The sequence below is a fragment of the Stenotrophomonas sp. genome, from assembly GCF_032099025.1.
Classification (GTDB): Bacteria; Pseudomonadota; Gammaproteobacteria; order Xanthomonadales; family Xanthomonadaceae; genus Stenotrophomonas.
On record NZ_DAMCID010000003.1, the window covers coordinates 23,650 to 42,574 of the forward strand.

General features: G+C 67.8%; 14 protein-coding genes. 10 read left to right on the plus strand and 4 right to left on the minus strand.

Features of this window, described 5'->3' with window-relative positions:
- From RT456_RS03405 to RT456_RS03425, 5 genes are all read left to right on the plus strand, one after another.
- Positions 1-674 (plus strand): pseudouridine synthase (locus RT456_RS03405; RefSeq protein WP_313342525.1); only part of this gene is annotated, 674 nt, incomplete at its 5' end.
- A gap of 435 nt (positions 675-1,109) precedes the next feature.
- Positions 1,110-1,319: a cold-shock protein gene (locus RT456_RS03410; protein ID WP_068851222.1), complete on the plus strand. Its 210-nt coding sequence runs from the start codon at positions 1,110-1,112 to the stop codon at positions 1,317-1,319.
- A 146-nt stretch (positions 1,320-1,465) separates the two neighbouring features.
- Positions 1,466-2,158 carry a glutathione S-transferase gene (locus RT456_RS03415; RefSeq protein ID WP_313342529.1) on the plus strand — a complete coding sequence of 231 codons (693 nt, stop codon included), beginning with the start codon at positions 1,466-1,468 and terminating at the stop codon, positions 2,156-2,158.
- Positions 2,159-2,195: 37 nt separating this feature from the next.
- The gene (locus tag RT456_RS03420) at positions 2,196-3,761 is read left to right on the plus strand and encodes a protein adenylyltransferase SelO family protein (RefSeq protein ID WP_313342532.1); all 1,566 of its coding nucleotides are present in this window, start codon (positions 2,196-2,198) and stop codon (positions 3,759-3,761) included.
- Positions 3,762-3,825: 64 nt separating this feature from the next.
- Positions 3,826-4,362: an adenine phosphoribosyltransferase gene (locus RT456_RS03425; protein WP_313342534.1), complete on the plus strand. Its 537-nt coding sequence runs from the start codon at positions 3,826-3,828 to the stop codon at positions 4,360-4,362.
- Positions 4,363-4,456: 94 nt separating this feature from the next.
- Here RT456_RS03425 and dbpA read toward each other — a convergent pair whose 3' ends face one another.
- Positions 4,457-5,833, minus strand: a complete 1,377-nt coding sequence (gene dbpA / locus RT456_RS03430; RefSeq protein ID WP_313342536.1) for an ATP-dependent RNA helicase DbpA — start codon at positions 5,831-5,833, stop codon at positions 4,457-4,459.
- 57 nt (positions 5,834-5,890) lie between these two features.
- The gene (locus RT456_RS03435) at positions 5,891-6,895 is read right to left on the minus strand and encodes a YeiH family protein (RefSeq protein WP_313342902.1); all 1,005 of its coding nucleotides are present in this window, start codon (positions 6,893-6,895) and stop codon (positions 5,891-5,893) included.
- A gap of 175 nt (positions 6,896-7,070) precedes the next feature.
- Between RT456_RS03435 and RT456_RS03440 the strand changes: the two genes are divergently transcribed.
- Entirely contained in the window at positions 7,071-7,973 is a 903-nt protein-coding gene (locus RT456_RS03440; protein WP_313342537.1) for a LysR substrate-binding domain-containing protein, read from the plus strand.
- A gap of 36 nt (positions 7,974-8,009) precedes the next feature.
- Positions 8,010-9,905 (plus strand): ATP-binding cassette domain-containing protein, encoded by a 1,896-nt coding sequence (locus RT456_RS03445; protein ID WP_313342540.1) that lies wholly within the window; start codon positions 8,010-8,012, stop codon positions 9,903-9,905.
- A gap of 94 nt (positions 9,906-9,999) precedes the next feature.
- Here the strand turns inward: RT456_RS03445 and RT456_RS03450 are convergent, their stop codons facing one another.
- Positions 10,000-10,461 carry a cytochrome c gene (locus tag RT456_RS03450; protein ID WP_313342543.1) on the minus strand — a complete coding sequence of 154 codons (462 nt, stop codon included), beginning with the start codon at positions 10,459-10,461 and terminating at the stop codon, positions 10,000-10,002.
- A gap of 9 nt (positions 10,462-10,470) precedes the next feature.
- The gene (locus RT456_RS03455; RefSeq protein ID WP_313342546.1) at positions 10,471-10,872 is read right to left on the minus strand and encodes a c-type cytochrome; all 402 of its coding nucleotides are present in this window, start codon (positions 10,870-10,872) and stop codon (positions 10,471-10,473) included.
- Between the two features lie 206 nt (positions 10,873-11,078).
- On the opposite strand from RT456_RS03455, the gene RT456_RS03460 reads away from it, so the two are divergent.
- The 3 genes from RT456_RS03460 to RT456_RS03470 are packed head-to-tail and all read left to right on the plus strand — an operon-like array spanning position 11,079 to position 18,810.
- Entirely contained in the window at positions 11,079-12,224 is a 1,146-nt protein-coding gene (locus RT456_RS03460) for an efflux RND transporter periplasmic adaptor subunit (RefSeq protein ID WP_313342549.1), read from the plus strand.
- Complete coding sequence (locus RT456_RS03465; protein ID WP_313342552.1) at positions 12,221-15,715, plus strand: efflux RND transporter permease subunit; 3,495 nt, start codon at positions 12,221-12,223, stop codon at positions 15,713-15,715. The genes RT456_RS03460 and RT456_RS03465 overlap by 4 nt, the downstream gene beginning before the upstream one ends.
- The gene (locus RT456_RS03470) at positions 15,712-18,810 is read left to right on the plus strand and encodes an efflux RND transporter permease subunit (protein WP_313342555.1); all 3,099 of its coding nucleotides are present in this window, start codon (positions 15,712-15,714) and stop codon (positions 18,808-18,810) included. The genes RT456_RS03465 and RT456_RS03470 overlap by 4 nt, the downstream gene beginning before the upstream one ends.
- Positions 18,811-18,925: the final 115 nt, after the last annotated feature.

An 18,925-nucleotide genomic window follows, 5' to 3' on the forward strand; every position in this document is an offset into this window, starting at 1 on the left:
TTCGCGAGGTGGTGGACGAGCCGGTGATCCCGGTGCAGGAATCGATCCTGTTCCAGGACGCAGACCTGCTGGTGGCCGACAAGCCGCACTTCCTGCCGGTGACGCCTGCCGGCAGCTACGTGCGCGAGACGCTGTTGGCGCGGCTGGTGGCCCGCACCGGCAATCCCGCGCTGGTGCCCCTGCACCGCTTGGATCGGCTCACGGCGGGGCTGGTGCTGTTCTCGACCCGCGCTGCGACGCGTGATGCCTATCAGCGGCTGTTTCGGGAGCGCCGCATTGTGAAGACCTACGAGGCGCTGGCCAGGGCGCTGCCCGGACTGGCCTTCCCGATGGAGCGGCACAGCCGGATGGTGCCGGGCGAGCCGTTCTTCCGGATGGCCGAAGCGCCGGGCGACCCAAACGCGCGCACCCGGATCGAAGTGATCGATGGCGAGGGCGGGCACTGGCGCTATCGCCTGCATCCGGAGACCGGGCGCAAGCACCAGCTGCGCGTTCACATGGCCGCGCTGGGCGCCCCGATCCTGGGGGACGACCTGTATCCGCAGCTGCGCGCAGCGGGCGAGGCGGCTGCAGATCTGCCCCTGCAACTGCTGGCCCAGGCGCTTTCGTTCGACGATCCGTTGACCCGCCAGCCAAGGCATTTCACCAGCCAGCTGACCCTGCGCGTCCCGTAGAGCCACGCCCTGCGCGTCCCGTAGAGCCACGCCCTGCGTGGCTGGGAAGCGTCGCCCCCCCACGAGAGGCGTGTGGCTGTACGTCCATATCGGCCACCGGTCCAGTCTTCCTCAGGTCATGGCCGCCCATCATTTGGCTGAAATTAAGGCTGGAAAAACATGAATGGGGCAGCAGATTTCGTGTAGGATGCGCCAATCCCTTGTCCTGTCAGGCGGGAGGGGGCCGGTGGCTGAATAACGCAGCTATCGCTTTTTCGGTAAAAGAAGCGTATCGTCCCCCACACTGTGTTTGCTAGGGTCACCGTGAATCGTGGCCTGGTGCAGTTGATCTCACGATCCGCTCATCGATCCGCTTTACCAACGCCTGCAACTCAGTCTCGGCACCGGAAAACCGGTTGTCGCGATTATTTCAACTTTTGTTTCAGGAGTTAGTACATGTCTGATCGTCAGAGCGGCACCGTCAAGTGGTTCAACGATGCCAAGGGCTTCGGCTTCATCACCCCGGAAAGCGGCCCGGACCTGTTCGTGCACTTCCGTGCCATCCAGGGCACCGGCTTCAAGTCGCTGCAGGAAGGCCAGAAAGTGACCTTCGTCGCCGTGCAGGGCCAGAAGGGCATGCAGGCTGACCAGGTGCAGGCGGCTTAATTGCCCCTGCAACCGTAAGGTTGCCAGAAACGCCGGAAGCGCAAGCTTCCGGCGTTTTTTTTTGGGCGTTGCAGTGGCTGCAGGGCGATGACGCGCTCGTTCACGGCGGCGGTTAGGATGGGGGTTTGCCTTTCCCGGAACCGTCGATGATCAAGGTGCACCATCTGGACCACTCCCGTTCGCAGCGCGTGCTGTGGATGCTGGAGGAGCTGAACCTGCCGTACCAGCTGGTCAACTACCAGCGGGATCCGACCACCTGGCTGGCGCCGCCGGCGCTGCGCGCGATCCATCCGCTGGGCAAGTCGCCGGTCCTGCAGGACGACGCACTGGTGCTGGCCGAATCCGGCGCGATCCTGGAATACCTGGCCGACCGCTACGACAGCGCCCGCCAGCTGTCGCCCGAGCCGTTGCCGGCGCAGGCCGACGAGCGGGTCCGTTACCGCTACTGGATGCACTACGCCGAAGGCTCGGCGATGCCGCCGCTGCTGATGAGTCTGGTGTTCGCGCGGGTGCGCAAGGCGCCGATGCCGTTCTTCGCCAAGCCGATCGCCCGCGGCATCGTCGACAAGGTGATGAAGACCTTCGTCGGGCCGCAGCTGAAGCTGCACCTGGACTGGATGGAGCGCGAACTGGGCGTTTCGCCGTGGTTCGCCGGTGAGCGCTTCACCGCGGCCGACATCCAGATGAGCTTCCCGGTCCAGGCGGCCGCTTCGCGCGCCGGCAGCATGGAGCGCTACCCGAAGCTGCAGGGCTTCCTGCAGCGCATCGAGCAGCGGCCGGCGTACCAGCGTGCCATCGAGCGCGGCGGCCCGCTCAACCTGGGCGCAGGCGCGGCCTGAGCTTGCACGCGCACGCCGCTGCCCCCATGTCGATGCCATGAGTACAGAGCCGCTGCGTTTCGACAACCGTTTCCTGCGGGAACTTCCCGGCGATGAAGAAGACGGGCCACGCGTCCGCGAGGTGCGCGGCGCGGCCTGGTCGTCGGTGCTGCCCACGCCGGTGGCCAACCCGACGTTGCTGGCGTATTCGCCGACGCTGGCGGCGCAGTTGGGCCTCGGCCAGGACCTGCTGGACAGCGCCGACTTCCCGCGCGTGTTCGGCGGCAATGCCCTGTATGCCGGCATGCAGCCGTGGGCGGCCAACTACGGCGGCCATCAGTTCGGGCACTGGGCCGGTCAGCTCGGCGATGGCCGCGCCATTTCGCTGGGCGAGCTGCTTGCCCCGGACGGTGCGCGCTGGGAACTGCAGTTGAAGGGGGCAGGGCGCACGCCTTATTCGCGCGGTGCCGATGGCCGTGCGGTGCTGCGTTCGTCGATCCGCGAATTCCTGTGCAGCGAAGCCATGTACCACCTGGGCGTGCCGACCACGCGCGCGCTCAGCCTGGTCGCTACCGGCGAGGCAGTGGTGCGCGACATGTTCTATGACGGTCACCCGGAGCCGGAACCCGGCGCGGTGGTATGCCGGGTGGCACCGTCGTTCCTGCGCTTCGGCAGTTTCGAGCTGCCGGCCTCGCGTGGCGATGTCGACCTGCTGCGGAAACTGGTTGATTTCTGCATCGCGCGCGACTTCCCGGCGCTTGCCGATGCGGGGGCAGACCGCTATTCGGCGTGGTTCGCGCAGGTCTGCGAACGCACGGCGGTGCTGGTCGCGCATTGGATGCGGGTGGGCTTCGTGCATGGCGTGATGAATACCGACAACCTGTCGATCCTCGGCCTGACCATCGACTACGGTCCGTACGGCTGGGTGGACGACTACGATCCGGATTGGACCCCCAACACCACCGACGCGCAGGGGCGGCGCTACCGCTTCGGCACGCAGCCGCAGGTGGCCTATTGGAATCTCACCCGGCTGGCGCAGGCGCTGTCGCCGCTGTTCGACGACGTGGCGCCGCTGCACGCGGGGCTGGCCCGTTTCCAGGCGGTGCATGCACAGCGCGAGCGCGAGGACATTGCCGCCAAGTTCGGCCTGGCAGCGTGCCGCGATGACGACGTGGCGATGATGGCCGCGTGGCTGCAGATCCTGCAGGACGGCGAGATGGACATGACGCTCGCGTTCCGCGGCCTGATGCGGTTCGATCCGCAGGCACCTGACCCGGCCGTGCTGGAGGACGCCTTCTACAGCATGGAGCGCCGCAGCGAAGTGCTGCCGGCGGTGCAGGCGTGGCTGCAGCAGTACGCGGCGCGGCTGCGCAGCGATGCGCTGGACGCGGCGGCGCGCCAGCAACGGATGGCGGCGGCAAATCCGCTGTACGTGCTGCGCAACTGGCTGGCCCAGGAGGCCATCGAGCAGGCTGAACAGGGTGACCTCAGCGGCGTGCATGCGCTGCAGGAGGTGCTGCGCCACCCCTACGACAGGCAGCCGGGCCGTGAACACTACGCCGGCAAGCGACCGGAATGGGCCCGGGACAAGGCCGGCTGTTCGATGCTGTCCTGCAGTTCCTGAGCGCGATGGCGCGGTCCATGCGGGGCCGGGTTACCCTATGCCACCCCTTTGGTTGCCGCTTTCCATGACCGACGCTTCCGCCACGCCCGCCTGGGCAGGTCGCCTCCGCGACATCGCCGATTTCCCCAAGCCGGGCATCCTGTTCAAGGACATCATGCCGCTGCTGGCCGACGGCGATGATTTCGCTGCGGCGATCGACGCCATGGTCGCGCCGTGGCGCGATGCGCGCCTGCACGCGGTCATGGGCATCGAATCGCGCGGCTTCATCCTGGGCGCGGCGATGGCGCGGGTGCTGGGCGTGGGCTTCGTGCCGGTACGCAAGCCGGGCAAGTTGCCCGGCAAGGTGCTGCGCCAGGACTACACGCTGGAGTACCGCACCGACAGCATTGAAGTGCATGCCGATGCGTTGCCGCCCGGCGCACGGGTGCTGGTCGTGGACGACGTGCTGGCCACCGGCGGCACGTTGCTGGCCGCCCTGTCACTGGCGCGGCAGTTGCAGGTCGAGGTGGTCGGTGCGGCGGTGCTGGTCGAGCTGGCCGGCCTGGGTGGCCGCGAGCGCTGGAGCAGCGACGTGCCGCTGCTGGCGAATCTGGTGTATTGATCCTGCTGGACACGCATGGCGTGTCCCTGCGTGGTTGTGGCCCGGCATCGCGTAGGGACACGCCATGCGTGTCCACGCGGTACCGGGCCTGCCATTACATCTGTCGCACGCGGAAGCGTCGGCCCTTGATCTTGCCGGCTTCCAGCCGTGCGATCGCCTTGCCGACATGGCCGCGGGCGATGGCCACATAGGAGCGCGTGGCATAGATGTCGATCTTGCCGATCACCTTGGCCGAGAGACCCGCGTCGCCGGTCAGCGCGCCCAGGATATCGCCAGGACGCAGCTTGTCGGTCTTGCCGCCATCGATGCGCAGCGTCTCCATCGCCGCCTGCGGCAGCACGGCCGGGCGTGCGGTGGCCAGCGGGGTTTTCTGCCAATCCAGCGGCTTGCCCTGCGCCGCTTCAAGCGCGTCGGCGCGGTTGCGTTCGCGGCTGGTCACCAGGCTGATGGCCAGGCCGGTGGCACCGGCACGGCCGGTACGACCGACGCGGTGTTCGTAGGTTTCGATATCGGTCGGCAGCTCGTAGTTGATCACGGCCGCCAGGTCCTGCACGTCCAGACCGCGCGCGGCCACGTCGCTGGCCACCAGCACGTTGCAGCTGCGGTTGGCGAAGCGCACCAGCACCTCGTCGCGGTCGCGCTGTTCCATTTCACCGTGCAGCGGCAGCGCGGAGAACCCGAACTGCTGCAGTGAAACGGCCACGTCATCCACATCGCGGCGGGTGTTGCAGAACACCACCGTCGACTCCGGGTTGTACTTGAGCAGCAGCCCGGCCAGTGCCTTCTGCTTGCTGGCCAGGTCAACCTCGCAGAACAGGTGGCGGATCGCCGGCGCGTGGTCGGCGCCTTCCACGGTTACCTCGACCGGGTCGCGCAGCAGCACGCGCGCGATCTCGCGGATCTCGTCGGGATAGGTGGCCGAGAACAGCAGCGTCTGGCGGTCCTTGCTGGTCCGCCCGGCGATCTCACGGATCGGCTCCTCGAAGCCCATGTCGAGCATGCGGTCGGCTTCGTCGAGCACCAGGGTGGTCACGCCCCCCAGCTTCAGGACGCGCTTGCGGCCCAGTTCCTGGATTCGCCCCGGGGTGCCGACGACCACATGCGGGTCGTGGGCTTCTAGTGACGCCAGCTGCGGGCCCAGCGGCATGCCGCCGGTCAGCACCACCAGCTTCAGGTTGGGGATGCCGGTGGCCAGTTTGCGGATCTGCTTGCCGACCTGGTCGGCCAGCTCACGGGTCGGGCACAGCACCAGCGCCTGGGCGCGGATCACCGACGGGTCCAGCGCCTGCAGCAGGCCCAGGCCGAAGGCGGCGGTCTTGCCGCTGCCGGTGGGGGCCTGTGCGATCAGGTCGCGGCGCTCAAGGATGGCCGGCAGGCTCTGCGCCTGCACGGGAGTCATCTGGGTATAGCCCAGCGCGTCGATGCCCGCCGCCAGCGAGGCCGACAGGGGCAGTTCGGAGAATTCGTTCATGCCGCATTCTACCCGGTGCGCCGGTCCGGCGCCGCCGCCACGACCAACGGTCGTGGCCTACCGGAGAAGGGCGTGCACGCCCAGGGTGATGGCCAGCCCGCCGACCAGCAGCCAGGCAAACAACAGCAGGGCAAGCAGCAGCGGTTTCAGCCCGGCCTGGCGCAACGCGCGCACCTGGGTGGTGAGGCCGAGCGCGGCCATGGCCATCGCCAGCAGCACGGTGTCCACCTGCAGCGCCGCCGTGACCAGTACCGGGGGCAGGACCTGCAGCGAATTCACCGCCGCCACGGCCACGAAGCCGAACGCGAACCACGGCACCACGACCCTGTGGCTTCCACCGTCACGTGCGGTGGGGCGCTGACGGGCCAGCAGCAGCGACAACCCCACCAGGAATGGCGCCAGCATCATCACCCGCACCATCTTGGTGATCACCGCCGTGTCGGCGGCGGCCGCGCTGACCGCGCCACCGGCGGCCACCACCTGGGCCACTTCATGGACGGTCGAGCCGGTGAACACGCCATACAACTGCTCGCTGAAGGAGAGTGCGCCCACGGCCAGGTTGAGCTGGTACAGCGCCGGGTACAGCACCATCGCGACCGTGCCGAACACCACCACGGTCGATACGGCCACCGTGACCTGCGCCGGCCGCGCGCGCACCACCGGCTCGGCGGCCATCACCGCCGCCGCCCCGCAGATGGCACTGCCGGCGCCGATGAGGAGGGCAGCCTCGCGGTCCATCCCGAGCACGCGGGTCCCGGCCCACCAGGCCAGCGCGAACGTGCTGGTGAGCACCAGCGCGTCGATGGCCACGCCCGCCATCCCGACCTGGCCGATGTCCTGGAAGGTCAGCCGCAGCCCATACAGCACGATGCCGGCGCGCAGCAGCCAGTGCTTGCAGAAGGCCACGCCCGGCGCAGTCGGGTGCGCGATGCGCGGGTACACGGTGTTGCCGACCGCGATGCCCAGCACGATGGCCAGGGTCAGCGCGCTGAGGCCATGCGCCTGCGGCCAGGGCAGGGCGGCCAGCACCAGCGCGCCAGCGGCCAGCGCCGCGACCAGCAGCAGCCCGGCGGCGCGGCCACGCCAGCGCTGCAGCAGCGCGGGGAAAGGATCAGTGGCAAGGGGCACATTCACGGCGCTGCTCCGGCAGGGGAGAGGTGAGCGTGCGTGCCGGATGAACTACCTGTAAAACGGATAAAATCAGTGGTACAAACCAGTAAAACAGGTTGGTTATTCGATGCGCCTCTCACTTCGCCAATGGCAGGTCCTCGTCGCCGTCGCCGATGCCGGGACCACGACCGCGGCGGGGGCGCGTATCGGCCTGTCCCAGTCGGCCGTCAGCGCCGCCCTGAACGAGCTTGAGGGCCAGCTGCCGTTCCCGGTGTTCGACCGGATCGGCCGTGGCCTGGTGCTCAATGCGGCCGGCCGCGCGCTGCTCGACCCGGCGCGCGCGCTGCTGGTAGCGGCGCAGGCGCTGGAGCGCTCGGCCGGCGTGGGGCAGGCTGGGGCCGCCGACACGTTGCCGCTGCACCTGCGGATCGGGGCCAGCACCACGATCGGCAACTATCTGCTGCCTGGGCGCGTTGCCGCCTTGCTCGCCCGCCAACCCGAGGCCCAGGTGGACCTGCGGGTCGGCAACAGTGCCGACGTGGTGGCCGAGGTACAGCGGTTGGAGGTGGACCTGGGCCTGATCGAGGGCCCCTGCCACGCCAGCGGACTGCAGGTGCTTCCGTGGCAGCGCGATCAACTGGTCATCGTGGCAGCCGCGGCTGCGGACCTGCCGTCCCGCGTGGACGTGCCGGCCCTGGCAGCGGCGCGCTGGCTGCTGCGCGAACCGGGCTCGGGCACCCGCGAGGCGGTCGAGCAGGGCCTGCTGCCACACCTGCACCACTTCGCACGGTCGATGCAGCTGGGCAGCACCGAAGCCATCAAACAGGCCGCGGCCGCCGGCCTGGGCATCGCCTGCCTGTCACGGCTGGCGGTGGCAGACCTGGTGGCGCTGGGCAGCCTGCGGATCCTGGACACGCCGCTGCCGCCGCTGTCGCGCCAGTTGTGGATGGTGCGCCACCCCAGCAAGCGGGTACCCCCGGCGCTGGCTGAATTGCTGGCGCTGCCGCCGGGAGTTTTCGCGTCCGCCTGAGCGACGCCACGCAGCGTCAGCCCGTACAATGGTCGGATGCCTCTGATTACTCTGCAAAGCGTCGACTTCAGCGTCGGCGGCCCGTTGTTGCTGGAAAAAGCCGAACTGTCGATCGAGCCGGGCGAACGCATCGCCCTGATCGGCCGCAACGGCGCCGGCAAATCCACCCTGCTCAAGCTGTTGTCCGGCGACCATAAGCCCGACGACGGAGAAGTGCGCGTGCAGCAGGGGGTGCGCATCACCCGGCTGGAGCAGGAGGTGCCGCACGGTGCCGCCGGCAGCGTCTTCGACGTCGTCGCCGAAGGCCTGGGCGAACTGGGCCACTGGCTGGCCGAGTTCCATCACCTGAGCGTGGCCGAGGAGTTCGACGGCGATGCGTTGTCGGCTGTGCAGGCCAAGATCGACGCCGCCAACGGCTGGGGCCTGGACCAGCGCGTCAGCGAGACGCTGACCAAGCTGGACCTGGATGGCGAGGCGGAATTCGCGCGCCTGTCCGGCGGCATGAAGCGCCGGGTGCTGCTGGGTCGCGCGCTGGTGTCCGCGCCGGACCTGCTGCTGCTCGACGAGCCGACCAACCACCTGGACATCGAGGCCATCGACTGGCTGGAAATGTTCCTGAAGAACTGGAACGGCAGCGTGGTGTTCGTCACCCATGACCGTCGCTTCCTGCGCGCGCTGGCCACCCGGATCGTCGAGATCGATCGCGGCCAGGTCACCAGCTGGCCGGGCGACTGGGCCAACTACGAGCGCCGCCGCGAAGAACGCCTGAACGCGCAGGCCCAGGAAAACGCGCGGTTCGACAAACTGCTGGCGCAGGAAGAAGTGTGGATCCGCCAGGGCATCAAGGCCCGGCGCACCCGTGACGAAGGCCGTGTGCGCCGCCTCAAGGCGATGCGCGACGAGCGTACCCAGCGCCGCGAGCTGGGCGGCAACGTCCGCATGGAAGCCTCGCAGGGGCAGAACTCCGGCAAGAAGGTCATCGACGTCAAGGACATCTCCTTCGCGTTCGGCGAGCGGGTGATGGTCAAGGACTTCAGCACCACCATCCTGCGCGGCGACCGCATCGGTCTGATTGGTCCCAATGGCAGCGGCAAGACCACGCTGCTCAAGCTGCTGCTGGGCGACCTCGCCCCGGACAGCGGCGAAGTGCGTGCCGGCACCAACCTGCAGATCGCGTACTTCGACCAGTACCGCTCGGTACTGCGCGAGGATTGGACCGCGATCGAGAACGTCGCCGAAGGCCGTGATTTCCTCGAGGTCAACGGCAAGCGCAAGCACGTGCATGCCTACCTGCAGGACTTCCTGTTCACCCCGGAACGCGCCCGTGCGCCGATCACCCGCCTGTCCGGCGGTGAGCGCAACCGGCTGCTGCTGGCCAAGCTGTTCGCGCAGCCGTCCAACCTGCTGGTGATGGACGAACCGACCAACGATCTGGATGTGGAAACGCTGGAACTGCTCGAAGAGCTGCTCGGCGACTACACCGGCACGCTGCTGCTGGTCAGCCATGACCGTGACTTCCTCGACAACGTGGTGACCTCCACGATGGTGATGGAAGGCGACGGCGTGGTCGGCGAGTACGTGGGCGGCTACACCGACTGGCAGCGCCAGGCGGCGCGCATGGCCGCGGCGGCGGCGGCTGCACCGGTGGCCGTCTCCCGGCCGGCGACGCAGGCAGCGGTGGCGACGGCGGCACCGGCAGAGCCGGCCGCCCCCAAGCGCAAGCTCAGCTACAAGGACGCGCGCGAGCTGGAGCAGTTGCCGCTGAAGATCGAAACGCTGGAGAAGGACGTCGAGGGCCTGACCGCCGCGATGAACGACCCGGCGTTCTATCAGCGCAGCGCCCCGGACATGGCGGCGCACACCCAGAAGCTGGGTGCGGTGCAGGCCGAACTGGATGCCGCGTACAAGCGCTGGGAAGAGCTGGACGCCTGACACGCGCGTCGGTAGAGCCACGCCCTGCGTGGCTTCGCGGTGCCCAACGGAAAGCAGCCACGCAGGGCGTGGCTCTACGGCAGTTCCGCCTGCCTCATTTGAGGCCGTGCAGATCCCGCAACTGGCTCGGTCTTGAGCCGAAATACGCGGCCAGGTCGGCAATGTCCTGGTCGCTCAGGTCCGTCGCCTGCGGCGTCATCAGCGGATGCTGGCGATCACCGGCGCGGTACGCCTGCAGAGCATGGGCCAGGTAATCGCCATACTGCCCGCCCAGTTTGGGGTAGGTCGGGTCGATCGGCTTGTTGCCGTCCGCCCCGTGGCAGTCGATGCAGCTTTGCCCGGTGGCCTTGCCCTTCACCTGGGCGCGGGCCTCACCGGCGGCGATGCGTCCGGTCGGGAGACCGGCGGAAGAGCCTGAACCGTGCTCGCCACTGGCGTGGCCCGGGTCGGCGGCGGAATCTGCGCTGTTTTCCACCTGCGACTGCGAACAGGCAGCCAGCAGCAGGGCAACGGACAGGGCGATGGCGTGACGCTTGAACGGCGCGGCTTTCGTCATGAGCGGTGCTTATTTGACGGTGGACAGGTAAACAGCGAGATCGGCGATCTCCTGTTCGCTGAAACTCATGGACTGCGCCTGCATCGTGGGATGCCGGCGCTTGCCCTGGCGGTACTCGCTCAGCGCCTGGCTGAGGTACTGCTGGGTCTGCCCACCGATCTTGGGCACCCGGTAACTGGGATAGGCGTTCTTGTACCCGGTAATGCCGTGACACCCCTGGCAGGTATAGGCCAGGGTCCGGCCATTGTCGAACTGTCCGACAAGGGCGGCCGGGGAGGCTGCCGGGGCAACTGCAGGTGCGGCGGGTGCAGCTGGAGCAGGTACGGCTGGAGCTGATGCGGCCTGTGCGGCGGCCCCGAGGGGCAGGAGGACGGCCAGAGCGAGACAAGCGGCGAGCGGCTGCGGGCGCATGATGTCGTTTCCGATATACGGGTTCTGGTCGTTCCGGCGTGGGGTACGGAACTGACCCGAGTATAGCCTGCGTTTTCATCTAGCTGAAACCGGGTCCGGCCAAGGGCGGGACGCAGGTCACCATGACCTTTGGGATATGGTGTTGTCGTGACGTGGTGCATTACTTTGCTACCACACCTGCCCACGCATCCTTCAGGGACACGACGATGTTGCGAATCTCTCTTCTGCCCGGCCGCACCGGAACCTGCGCCGCGGCGCTGCTCATCACCACCACGCTGCTGCTGAGCGGCTGCGGCGCCGGCGGCGCTGCCGACGCCCAGGCGGCGGAGAAAGACGCCAGGGCCGAAAAGGCGCTGGAAGCGGTGCCGGTGGAGGCCGTGGCGGCCTCGCGCCGCGCCGTGGCGGCCAGCTACACCGGCACGGCGGCGCTGGAAGCGCGGGCCGAATCGCAGGTGGTGGCCAAGACCTCCGGCGTCGCGCTGGCGGTGCTGGTCGAGGAAGGCCAGCAGGTCCGCGCCGGGCAGCCGCTGGTGCGGCTGGATCCGGACCGTGCACGGCTGGCGGTGGCCCAGAGCGAAGCGGTGATGCGCAAGCTTGAGAACAACTACCAGCGGGCGCAGAAGCTGATCGGCCAGCAGATGGTCAGCGCCGCCGATGTCGACCAGATCAAGTACGACGTGGAAAACGCGCGCGCCCAGTACCGTCTGGCGACGCTGGAGCTCTCCTACACCACGGTGGTCGCGCCGATCTCCGGCGTGATCGCCTCGCGCTCGATCAAGACCGGCAACTTCGTCCAGATCAACACGCCGATCTTCCGCATCATCGACAACTCGCGCCTGGAAGCCACCCTCAACGTTCCCGAACGCGAGCTGGCCACGCTGCGCCCGGGCCAGCCGGTGACCCTGGTGGCCGACGCGCTGCCGGGCAAGTCGTTCCCCGGCAAGGTGGACCGTATCGCACCGGTGGTCGACGCCGGCAGCGGCACCTTCCGCGTGGTCAGCGGCTTCGGTGAGGACGCCGAGGGCCTGCAGCCGGGCATGTTCGGTCGCATCCGCATCGACTACGACCAGCGCGCCGACGCGCTCGTCGTGCCGCGCCTGGCGCTGCTGGACGATGGCGAGCCGGCGGTGTTCCGCGTGCGCGGCGGCAAGGTCGCCCGCGTACCGGTCAAGCTCGGCTATGCAGAGGGCCCGTGGGTGGAAATCCGTGACGGTCTGGCGGCCGGCGACCTGGTGGTGACGGCCGGCAAGGTCGCCCTGCGCGACGGTACCGCCGTGCAGGTGATCGGCGACAAGCCGGCCACTGCCGTCGCGGGCAAGGCGGCTCCGGTCAAGGCGGAGACCCGTCAATGAGTTCAGCCGGCAACGACCACGGCAACGAACCGCAGCGGGGCGGTGGGCTGGTGGAGTTCGCCACCCGCCGCCGCGTCACCATCTTCATGTGCATGATCACGCTGGTGCTGTTTGGTCTGATCGCACTGGGCAATCTCAAGGTCAACCTGCTGCCGGACCTGAGCTATCCCACACTCACCGTGCGCACCGAATACACCGGGGCGGCACCGACCGAGATCGAAACCCTCATCACCGAACCGGTCGAAGAGGCCGTCGGCGTGGTCAAGAACCTGCGCAAGCTGAAGTCGATCTCGCGTACCGGCCAGAGCGATGTGGTGCTGGAGTTCGCGTGGGGCACCAACATGGACCAGGCCAGCCTGGAGGTGCGCGACAAGATGGAAGCGCTGAACCTGCCGCTGGAAGCCAAGGCGCCGGTGCTGCTGCGCTTCAATCCGTCCACCGCGCCGATCATGCGCTTGGTGATCGCCGCCAAGGGCGATCCGTCCAGCGAGGCTGATGCGGTGCGCCAGCTGACCGCGCTGCGCCGCTATGCCGATGAAGACCTGAAGAAGAAGCTGGAGCCGGTGGTCGGCGTGGCTGCGGTGAAGGTCGGCGGTGGTCTCGAAGACGAGATCCAGGTGGACATCGACCAGCAGAAGCTGGCCCAGCTCAACCTGCCCATCGACAACGTCATCAAGCGTCTCAAGGAAGAGAACATCAATATTTCCGGCGGGCGGCTGGAGGAAGGCTCGCAGCGCTTCCTGGTCCGCACCGTCAACCAGTTCGCCGACCTGGAGGATATCCGCAACCTGCTGGTGACCACCCAGGGCAACAACGGCAACGCCGCCGACGCCGCCATGCAGCAGATGTTCGCCATCGCCGCCTCCACCGGTTCGGATGCCGCCGTGGCCGCCGCCTCGGCCGCGCAGAGTGCCTCCAGCAGCAGCTCGTCCACCATCGCCAATGGCGTGCCGGTGCGCCTGAAGGACGTGGCCACCGTGCGCCAGGGCTTCAAGGAGCGCGAGGCGATCATCCGCCTGGGTGGCCGCGAAGCGGTCGAGCTCGCGATCTACAAGGAAGGCGATGCCAATACCGTGGCCACCGCCGAAGCGCTGCGCGCCAAGCTGGAGCAGATCAAGGCACAGATCCCCGGCGATGCCGAACTGACCACCATCGAGGACCAGTCGCGCTTCATCGAACACGCCATCAGCGACGTCAAGAAGGACGCGGTGATCGGTGGCCTGCTGGCCATCCTGATCATCTTCCTGTTCCTGCGCGATGGCTGGAGCACGTTCGTGATCAGCCTGTCGCTGCCGGTCTCGATCATCACCACGTTCTTCTTCATGGGCCAGCTGGGCCTGAGTTTGAACGTGATGTCGCTGGGCGGCCTGGCGCTGGCCACCGGCCTGGTCGTGGACGATTCCATCGTGGTGCTGGAAAGCATCGCCAAGGCACGCGAACGTGGGCTGGGCATCCTGCAGGCGGCGATCGTCGGCACCCGCGAGGTGAGCATGGCGGTGGTCGCGTCCACGCTGACCACCATCGCGGTGTTCCTGCCGCTGGTGTTCGTCGACGGCATTGCCGGCCAGCTGTTCCGCGACCAGGCGCTGACCGTGGCCATCGCCATCGCGATCTCGCTGCTGGTGTCGATGACCCTCATCCCGATGCTGAGCTCGCTCAAGGGCAACCCGCCGCTGGCGTTCCCGGAAGAAGCGGAAGGCCAGGCCTGGCAGCCGCAGCAGCGCTGGCTCAAGCCGGTGGCCGGTGGCCGCCGCGGCATCGGCGCCCTGGTGCGCTGGAGCTGCTTTGGCGTGGCCTGGGCGGTGGTGCGTGCATGGCGCCTGCTGACGGCCGTGATCGGGCCGGTCATGCGCAAGGCCAGCGACCTGGCGATGAAGCCCTACGCCGGTGCCGAACGCGGCTATCTGACACTGCTGCCCAACGCACTGGGTCATCCGGGCAAGGTGCTCGGCCTGGCCGGCCTGGCGTTCGTGGCCACCCTGGCGCTGGTGCCGATGCTGGGTGCGGACCTGATCCCGCAGCTGGCCCAGGACCGCTTCGAGATGACCGCCAAGCTGCCGGCAGGTACGCCGCTGAAGCAGACCGATGCGCTGGTGCGCGAGCTGCAGCTGGCACACGCCAAGGACGACAGCATCACCTCGTTGTACGGCGTCAGCGGCAGCGGCACGCGGCTGGATGCCAGCCCGACCGAGAGCGGCGAGAACATCGGCAAGCTGACGGTCGTGATGGCCGATGGCGGCAGTGCCAGGGCGGAGGCGGAGATCACCGAGCGCCTGCGTGATTCGATGCGCGGCCATCCCGGCGTGCAGGTCGACTTCGCGCGGCCGGCACTGTTCAGTTTCTCCACGCCACTGGAAGTGGAGCTGCGTGGCCAGGACATGGCCACGCTGGAACGCGCCGGCCAGGCGCTCGCCGCGCGGCTGCGCAGCAACCCGCACTACGCCGACGTGAAGTCGACCGTGGAGGAGGGCTTCCCCGAGATCCAGATCCGCTTCGACCAGGAGCGTGCCGGTGCGCTGGGCCTGACCACGCGGCAGATCGCCGATGTGGTGGTCAAGAAGGTGCGCGGCGATGTTGCTACGCGCTACAGCTTCCGCGACCGCAAGATCGACGTGCTGGTGCGTGCCCAGGAAGGCGACCGCGCCAGCGTGGAAAGCATCCGCCGCCTGATCGTCAACCCGGGCAGCACGCGGCCGGTGACGCTGGACGCGGTGGCCGAGGTCGTGGCCACCAACGGCCCCAGCGAAATCCATCGCGCCGACCAGACCCGCGTGGCCGTGGTCTCGGCCAACCTGCGCGACATCGACCTGGGCGGCGCGGTGCGCGAAGTGCAGGACATGGTGGCCAAGGAGCCGCTGGGCGCCGGCGTGGGCATGCATATCGGCGGGCAGGGTGAGGAGCTGGCCGAATCGGCGCGCTCGCTGATCTTCGCCTTCGGCCTGGCCATCTTCCTGGTCTACCTGGTGATGGCCTCGCAGTTCGAATCGCTGCTGCATCCGTTCGTCATCCTGTTCACCATCCCGCTGGCGCTGGTGGGGGCGATCCTGGCCCTGATGCTCACCGGCAAGCCGATCTCGGTGGTGGTCTTCATCGGCCTGATCCTGCTGGTGGGCCTGGTGACCAAGAACGCCATCATCCTGATCGACAAGGTCAACCAGCTGCGCGAGGCCGGCGTGGCCAAGCACGACGCGCTGATCGAAGGGGCACGCTCGCGCCTGCGCCCGATCATCATGACCACCTTGTGCACGCTGTTCGGCTTCCTGCCGCTGGCGGTGGCGATGGGCGAAGGTGCCGAAGTGCGCGCGCCGATGGCGATCACCGTGATCGGCGGCCTGCTGGTCTCCACGCTGCTCACCCTGCTGGTGATCCCGGTGGTGTACGACCTGCTGGATCGTCGTGGCGATGCCTACTACCGCGAGCGCGGTCGCCAGCACCAGCGCGGCGCCGGCGCTGTGGATGCCGCCGGCGATGCGGCACGGGAGCCGGCATGAGCATTGCCGAGTTCTCCATCCGCCGTCCCATCACCACCATCATGTGCTTCGTGTCGCTGGTGGTGGTGGGCCTGATCGCGTCGTTCCGCCTGCCGCTGGAGGCGCTGCCCGACATCTCGGCGCCGTTCCTGTTCGTGCAGGTGCCTTACACCGGCTCGACCCCGGAGGAAGTGGAGCGCACCATCATCCGGCCGACCGAGGAAGCGTTGGCCACGATGACCGGGATCAAGCGCATGCGCTCCCAGGCCACCGCCGAAGGGGCCAGCATCTTCATCGAGTTCACCGACTGGGACCGGGACATCGCCATCGCCGCGTCGGACGCGCGCGAGCGGATCGACGCGATCCGCAGCGACCTGCCCGATGACCTGCAGCGCTACAACGTATTCAAGTGGTCCAGCAGCGACGAACCCGTGTTGAAGGTCCGCCTCGCCAGCAGTACCGACCTGACCGGCGCCTACGACATGCTCGACCGCGAGTTCAAGCGGCGCATCGAGCGCATTCCCGGTGTAGCGCGCGTGGAGATCTCCGGCGCGCCGCCGAACGAGGTCGAGATCGCGATCAGTCCGGATCGCCTGACCGCGCACAACCTCAGCATCAACGAACTGAGCGAGCGCCTGCGCACGCTCAACTTCTCCATCTCTGCCGGACAGATCGACGACAACGGCCAGCGCGTGCGGATCCAGCCGGTCGGCGAGATCACCGACCTGCAGGAACTTCGCGACCTGGTGATCGATACCAAGGGCCTGCGCCTGGGCGACATCGCGGAGATCCGGCTCAAGGCCACGCGCATGAGCTACGGGCGCCGGCTGGACGGCAACCCGGCGGTGGGCCTGGACATCTACAAGGAGCGCAGCGCCAACCTGGTGGAGGTCTCGCGCGGCGCCCTTGCCGAGGTGGAGGCGATCCGCAAGCAGCCCTCGATGCGCGACGTGAACATCCGGGTGATCGACAACCAGGGCAAGACAGTGACCTCGTCGCTGCTGGAGCTTGCCGAGGCCGGCGCGGTGGGCCTGCTGCTGTCGGTGACGGTGCTGTTCTTCTTCCTGCGCCACTGGCCGTCGACGCTGATGGTCACCCTGGCCATCCCGATCTGTTTCGTGATCACCCTGGGTTTCATGTATTTCGCAGGTGTCACGCTCAACATCCTGAGCATGATGGGGCTGCTGCTCGCGGTGGGCATGCTGGTGGACAACGCGGTGGTGGTCGTCGAGAGCATCTACCAGGAGCGCGAGCGCATGCCCGACCAGCCGGTGCAGGCGTCGATCATCGGCACCCGCAACGTGGCCATCGCGCTCAGCGCCGGTACGCTGTGCCATTGCATCGTGTTCGTGCCGAACCTGTTCGGCGAGACCAACAACATCAGCATCTTCATGGCGCAGATCGCGATCACGATTTCGGTCTCGCTGCTGGCGTCGTGGCTGGTGGCGGTGAGCCTGATCCCGATGCTGTCGGCGCGCATGCAGACGCCCAAGCTGGTGCATTCGCAGAGCGGCCTGATTGCACGCCTGCAACGCCGCTATGCCAGGGTGCTGCAGTGGACGCTGGAACATCGTGGCTGGAGCGTGTTCGGCATCATCATGGTGGTGCTGATCAGCCTGGTGCCGATGAAGCTGACCAAGATCGACATGTTCGGCGGTGAAGGCGGAACCGATGTCTTCATCGGCTACAACTGGAAGGGTGCCTATACGCGGGCGCAGATGTCCGACGAGGTCGCGCGGGTCGAGCAGTACCTGGACCAGAACCGCGAGAAGCTGCACATCACCCAGGTGTACTCGTGGTACAGCGAGCAGGAAGGCTCCAGCACCATCGTCACCCTGGACGCGGAACATGCCGGCAACATGGCAGCGGTGCAGGAATCACTGCGCAAGGGCCTGCCGCGCTCGGCGCGCGCGGACTACATCGTCGGCAACCAGGGCGGTGACGGCGGCGGCGGTGGGGGTGGCAACAAGGGCGTGGAGGTACAGCTGATCGGCGACTCCACCCAGATGCTGCAGGAGATTGGCGAGGACGTCGTGCCGCTGCTGGCCCAGCGCAAGGAGCTGCGTGACGTGCGCATCGACAACGGCGAGAAGGGCAGCGAGCTGTCCATCCACGTCGATCGCGAACGCGCCGCCGCGTTCGGCTTCAATGCCGAACAGGTCGCCAGCTTCGTGGGCCTGGCACTGCGTGGCGCACCGCTGCGCGAATTCCGCCGCGGCGACAGCGAAGTGCCGGTGTGGGTGCGCTTCGCCGGCGCCGAGCAGAGCAGTCCGGAAGACCTGGCCAGCTTCACCGTGCGGACCGGCGACGGCCGTTCGGTACCGCTGCTGAGCCTGGTCGATGTGAGCATCACGCCGTCGGCCACGCGCGTCGGCCGCACCAACCGCCAGACCACGCTGACCATCAAGGCCAACCTGGCCGAGAAGGTCACGGCGCCGGAGGGCCGCAAGGCGATGGAGGAAACGCTCAAGCCGATGAGCTTCCCGGCCGGCTACACCTTCACCTTCGACGGCGGCGATTACGGCGACGACAACGAAGCCATGCAGCAGATGATGTTCAACCTGATCATCGCCCTGGTGATGATCTACGTGGTGATGGCAGCGGTATTCGAGTCGCTGCTGTTCCCGGCGGCGATCATGAGCGGCGTGCTGTTCTCGATCTTCGGCGTGTTCTGGCTGTTCTGGCTCACCGGCACCTCGTTCGGCATCATGTCCTTCATCGGCATCCTGGTGCTGATGGGGGTGGTGGTGAACAACGGCATCGTGATGATCGAGCACATCAACAACCTGCGCCGCCGCGGCATGGCCCGCACACAGGCGCTGGTGGAAGGCTCACGCGAGCGGCTGCGCCCTATCATGATGACCATGGGCACGGCGATCCTGGCGATGGTGCCGATCTCGCTGACCGACACCCAGTTGCTGGGCGATGGCCCGCCGTACTACCCGATGGCACGGGCCATTGCCGGCGGTCTGGCCTTCTCCACCGTGGTCAGCCTGCTGTTCCTGCCGACCATCTACGCGATGCTGGATGACATGAGCATCAATGTGGCCCGCATCGTGCGGCGGGCGAGGGGCCTGCCGCCGAAGGGCAGTGATGCGGTGATCGAGCCGGCGTAACAAGGACTGCATCTGGGGGAGAGCCCCCTGAGTCAGGGGGCGGCCGCGAAGCGGCGGGGGTATGGAGAGGCCTGCAAGGGGTCCCACGGTTTGCGTAGCGAACCGTGGGACGGCA